Source organism: Brevundimonas sp. (assembly GCF_041648615.1).
GTDB lineage: Bacteria > Pseudomonadota > Alphaproteobacteria > Caulobacterales > Caulobacteraceae > Brevundimonas.
This window is the reverse complement of the sequence record NZ_JBAZOS010000069.1, coordinates 1-4,663: the sequence shown is the minus strand read 5'-3', so window position 1 is coordinate 4,663 and position 4,663 is coordinate 1. Positions and strand designations below refer to the sequence as shown.

General features: G+C 70.0%; 5 protein-coding genes and 1 riboswitch. Of the genes, 1 reads left to right on the top strand and 4 read right to left on the bottom strand.

Going from position 1 to position 4,663, the window contains the following annotated elements; translation table 11 throughout:
- The 3 genes from WC555_RS15145 to WC555_RS15135 form a co-directional block, all read right to left on the bottom strand.
- On the bottom strand, window positions 1–286 hold a 286-nt coding region (locus tag WC555_RS15145; protein WP_373254919.1), incomplete at its 3' end, for a hypothetical protein.
- Between the two features lie 10 nt (window positions 287–296).
- A complete protein-coding gene (metB, locus tag WC555_RS15140) occupies window positions 297–1,487 on the bottom strand; it encodes a cystathionine gamma-synthase (protein ID WP_373254917.1) in 1,191 nt (396 codons plus the stop codon).
- A complete protein-coding gene (locus tag WC555_RS15135) occupies window positions 1,484–2,473 on the bottom strand; it encodes a homoserine O-succinyltransferase (RefSeq protein ID WP_373254915.1) in 990 nt (329 codons plus the stop codon). The genes metB and WC555_RS15135 overlap by 4 nt, the downstream gene beginning before the upstream one ends.
- Window positions 2,474–2,577: 104 nt before the next feature.
- Window positions 2,578–2,700: riboswitch (SAM riboswitch) on the bottom strand.
- 391 nt (window positions 2,701–3,091) lie between these two features.
- On the opposite strand from WC555_RS15135, the gene WC555_RS15130 reads away from it, so the two are divergent.
- Window positions 3,092–3,778, top strand: a complete 687-nt coding sequence (locus WC555_RS15130; protein ID WP_373254913.1) for a polysaccharide biosynthesis/export family protein — start codon at window positions 3,092–3,094, stop codon at window positions 3,776–3,778.
- Between the two features lie 218 nt (window positions 3,779–3,996).
- Here the strand turns inward: WC555_RS15130 and WC555_RS15125 are convergent.
- On the bottom strand, window positions 3,997–4,663 hold a 667-nt coding region (locus WC555_RS15125; protein ID WP_373254910.1), incomplete at its 5' end, for a TolC family protein.

The window sequence follows — 4,663 nt, the reverse complement described above, 5'->3', positions numbered from 1 at the left end:
CCGGGCCCGGAACGATGGTCACCCCGTCGTGCAGCAGGGCTTCGCCCGGCGCGGGGCGGACGGCGGCGACGCCGATGGCGTCCAGCGCCTCGGCGAGACGGGCGGAGGCGTCGGCGGGACCGGCGGCGACCGCGACGACACGGCGGCCGCGCCGGACCTCGCGGTAGACAGCCGAGGCGGCGGCGTCGACATCGGTCAGGTCGAGCTGCAGCAGGGCGACGGGTTCGTCCGCGCCCGCGGGCCGGAGGGCTGACGGGGCCGGGCGGGAGAGAAGCAGGGCGGTCATGCCGACTCCCTCACGCGGCTTCGGCGGCGAGCGGCGTCGCGGCGGGAACCAGGGCCAGGGCCGCGGACAGGTCGGCCAGCAGGTCCTCGGGATGCTCCAGCCCGATCGACAGCCGCAGCAGGCCGTCGGTGATGCCGGCGGTCTCGCGCGCCTCGGGCGTCATGGCCGCATGGGTCATCAGGGCCGGATGGGCGATCAGGCTTTCGACGCCGCCGAGGGACTCGGCCAGGGTGAAGACCGCCAGCCCGTCGACGAAGGCGCGAACGGCCTCGATGTCGTGCAGCTCGAAGCTGAGCATGGCGCCGAAGCCCGCCTGCTGCCGCGCGGCGACGGCGTGGCCGGGATGGGTCTTCAGGCCCGGATAGTGGACGGCGCGCACCGCCGGCTGCTGCGCCAGCCATTCGGCCACCCGGCCGGCGGTCGCCTGCTGGCGCTCGATGCGGGCGAACAGGGTCCGCACGCCGCGCAGGGTCAGATACGCATCAAAGGGCGAGCCGGTGACGCCGAGGCAGTTGGCCCACCAGGTCAGACGCTCCAGATCGGCCGGGTCCTTCGCCACCACGCAGCCGCCGACGACGTCGGAGTGGCCGTTGATGTATTTGGTCGTCGAATGGATCACCAGATCGGCGCCGAGGGCGAGCGGCTGCTGCAGGGCCGGCGACAGGAAGGTGTTGTCCACCGCCGCCTTGCAGCCGACGGCGTGGGCCCGGGCGCAGATGTCGGCCACGTCCACCACTCTCATCAGCGGATTGGACGGGGTCTCGATCAGGATCAGCTTGGGCTTCAGGGCGAGGGCGGCGTCCAGCGCCGTGCGGTCGTTCTGGTCGACGAACTGCACGTCGAAATGACCGCGCTTCGCCCGGGCGCAGAGAAGCCGGTGGGTGCCGCCGTACAGGTCGTGCGGCGCGATCAGCAGGTCGCCGGGCTCCAGGGCGAACAGCGCCAGATCGACCGCCGCCATGCCGGTCGCGGTGACCACCGCGCCGCAGCCGCCTTCGAGTTTGGCGAGGGTCTCGCCCAGCACGTCGCGCGTGGGATTGCCCGACCGCGTGTAGTCGTAGCGCCGTTTTCCATCGAGGCCGTCGAAGCTGTAGTTCGACGACAGATAGAGCGGCGGCATCACCGCGCCGTGCGCCGGGTCGCTGTTCACGCCGTGGCGCGCGGCGGTCGTACAGGGATGGGCTTGAGCAGGGGCGGTCATGCGGCGATCTCGCGGGTCTGGAGGGCGGTGAGAGGAGACAGGAATTCGTGCAGGGCGCGGCCGATCAGCTCGCGCTCCTTCAGGAAGGCGTCGTGGCCGAAGATCGAGGGGGCCTCGACCAGGCGGCGCAGGTTCGGGACGCGCCCGGCCAGCTCGCGGCTGTCGGCGATCGGCACCAGCCCATCCGAGGTGAAGCCGACGACCGTCAGGGGGCAGCAGACGGCCTGCGGATTGACGCTGTGGCGGTCGAGGGAATCCGACAGGCTGATCCAGCGATCGGCGCTGGTCGCGCCGGCGTAATCCGCGCCCCGGGCGATCAGATAGTCGCAGACCGGATAGGGGTCGCCGGCCGCGGCGGGCGGCGCCGGACTGAAGCGAAGGGCGAATTCGTCGGCGGTGCGATAGGTGGTCATGGCCAGTTCGCGGGCGAGGGCGATCCCCTCCGCCTCGCGTCCGGCGTCACGGGCGAAGGCCAGCAGCCGGCGCTGGATCCCCCGCCAGGCGGTCGCCGCCGGATGGGCGCGATGCGCGGCCGAGATCACCGCCAGTTCGCCGATCCGCTCGGGGAAGGCCGCGGCGAAGGCCAGGCCGATGCAGCCGCCGTACGAGGCGCCGACGAAGGCGTCGATGCGCGGCGCGTCCAGGGCGTCCAGCAGCAGGGCCAGCAGCCGCGCCTGATCGGTGGTGGTGATGGTGACGCCGGGCTCTTCACGGCCGGGCAGCAGGTCGAAGGCCAGAACGCGGACGCGGTCCAGGTCGACGGGCCCGCCGGCCTTGACCGCCCACGGCCACCAGCGGGCGACGAAGCGGCCGCTGGAGATGCCGCCGGCGACGACCACCAGCGGGCCGCCGTCGAAGCCGTGGATCCGCCCGGCGAGGTGTGTCGCGGTCAGCCGCTGGCCGGACTCCAGCCGGAAGTCGGCCGGGATGGGGGCGTGGACGTCCCGCCCCGGCGCGTCTTCGATGGTTGCCTTGGTGGACGCCACGGTCCGCTCCGGTCTCGCTCAGCGAAACCGATGGGGCGAACCAATTCCTTGCGTGACAGACCCGTGAAGTCGGTCGGTCCCCGGGCGTGAGGGGGCCGTCGCTTCACTCATCTCTCGCGGCTTCCGAAGAGGCCTCGCAGGAGTTGGCACCATCTCCAGGATCGGGTGGATCCTGGTAGGTTGCCCCGGCGTCAAAGGGCCTATCCCTCAGCCGGTCTTGATGAGTGCCCTTACGTTGGCGGACAGTTCATCAGGCGTCAATCCCCTTGTTGCGACCGCGAAGGCGCGGCAAGCATCGCCCCGGCTGACAGTTTTATATTTTACGGAGCGTGACCAGGAAGCCCGCTACGGTAACCCGTATGATGCCTCATCGGAGGGCCCCAAATGGCTGACCGGCCAGGCGAGGCAGCCGCATCTCATGGCCGCGCTGTGCCCATTTTCCCGTCGCCAGCCAGAAGGCGAAAGCGAATTCGCTTGATTGGGAAGGCTACGGAACTGGCTGACCCTGGTGCGCCTCCTCTGGACAACGCCGGGTGCTCCAGCCTACCTAGGCGCGGCTCACTAACCTCTCCAAGAACGGGTTAAGGCGAGCAGCATTCCAGGATCGAAGTTATACTCATGCGACTTTTTCTCTTGTTCCTTGCTGCCGCAAGTCTGGCCGGATGCGGGACGCGCGGGCCCGCGGCGTTTACTTCAGCTGGAACCATCGATCCGCAGCAGTTCATGGCGGCTTCGTCGGGGGCGGAGGCGAGCGGTTATCGCATCGGTCCTTCCGACAAGCTCAGCGTGACGGTCTTCCAGGTGGAGGATTTGTCGTTTGAAGAGATCTTTGTCGACGCTTCGGGCAAGCTGCAGCTGCCTCTGCTGGGGTCGGTTCAGGCCGCCGGACTAACGCCGGCCGAACTCTCGACAGATCTGGAGAGAAGGCTGGGGGAGAGATATCTTCGAAATCCCCGGGTGTCCGTGTCGGTTTCCGAAGCCGCCAGCCAGAAAATCACCGTTGATGGCGCCGTGACGAAGCCCGGCGTCTACGAAATGCGCGGACGGACGACCCTGTTGCAGGCGGTCGCCATGGCGGAAGGCGGCACGCGGATCGCTGACCTGAAAAAGGTCGCCGTCTTCAGATCGGCCGAGGGACGGCCGATGGTCGCCGTGTTCGACCTCGCCGCCATCCGTCGCGGTGAGGCCGTGGATCCGGTGGTACTCGGCGACGATGTCGTCGTTGTTGACACCTCTCGCCTGAGCGCAAGGTACAGGGACATCATCGAGATCCTGCCTGGACTGGGCATCTTCGCCTACCTGTAACCACGGGCCTGGCATCGGAATAGTGGAAGGGGCGGTCTGCGGGCCGCCCTCTTCTTTTGTGCTCCGAGCCGGCGGATGACAGTTCTGCGCCGGCATGGTGGTCCACAGATCCCCCTCCGGGACAGTCGGGCCAACAGGTCGCCCCTGTCAGCCCATGGTGACCCGATGGACCTGGTCAGCAAAGCGCTTGGCAGCCTGTCTGATCGTTGGGCGGGCGTTCAGCCCTCGCTCCAGCCCCCCGCCAGCGCCTTGAACAGGGCGATCTGGTAGGTGGTGACCAGGGCGTCCGACGACGCCAGCTGGGCGTCGGCCGAGGCCAGGGTCCGCTCGGCGTCCAGCACGGCCAGGAAGCTGTCGGCGCCGGCGTCGAAGCGCAGGCGGGACAGGCGGGCGGCCGTGGCGGCCTGGTCGCGCGCCGCCTGCAGCGCCGACCGGCGGTCCAGCTCATTGGCGTAGTTGGCCAGGGCCGTTTCGGTCTCCTGCAACGCGACCAGCACCGTCTGGTCGAAGGTCGCCAGGGCGGCGTCCGAGCCGGCGGACGCCTGTTCGATCCGCGCGCGGGCGGCGAACACATTGGGGAAGGACCAGCTGATCAGCGGGCCCACCGAGAAGCGGAAATTCTCGCTGTCGCCCAGGCCGCCGGCGTCCAGCGCCGTGGCGCCGAGCGAGCCGCCCAGGGTGATGCGCGGATACAGGTCGGCGGTCGCGACATTGACCCGCGCCGCGGCGCCGGCGAGCTGACGCTCGGCGCGGCGGACGTCCGGACGGCGGGCCAGCAGCTGGGCGCCGTCGCCGATCGGGATCGGCTGCGTCAGCTGTGGCGGGCGCCGGCAGGCGCGCGCCGCCTCGCTGGCCTCGGCCGGGGTGCGGCCGGTCAGGGTGGCG

What these genes read in the sequence shown, in the direction of transcription:
- metB (WP_373254917.1), bottom strand. Translation starts at nt 1,487, where the DNA reads ATGACCGCCCCTGCTCAAGCCCATCCCTGTACGACCGCCGCGCGCCAC.
- WC555_RS15130 (WP_373254913.1), top strand. Translation starts at nt 3,092, where the DNA reads ATGCGACTTTTTCTCTTGTTCCTTGCTGCCGCAAGTCTGGCCGGATGC.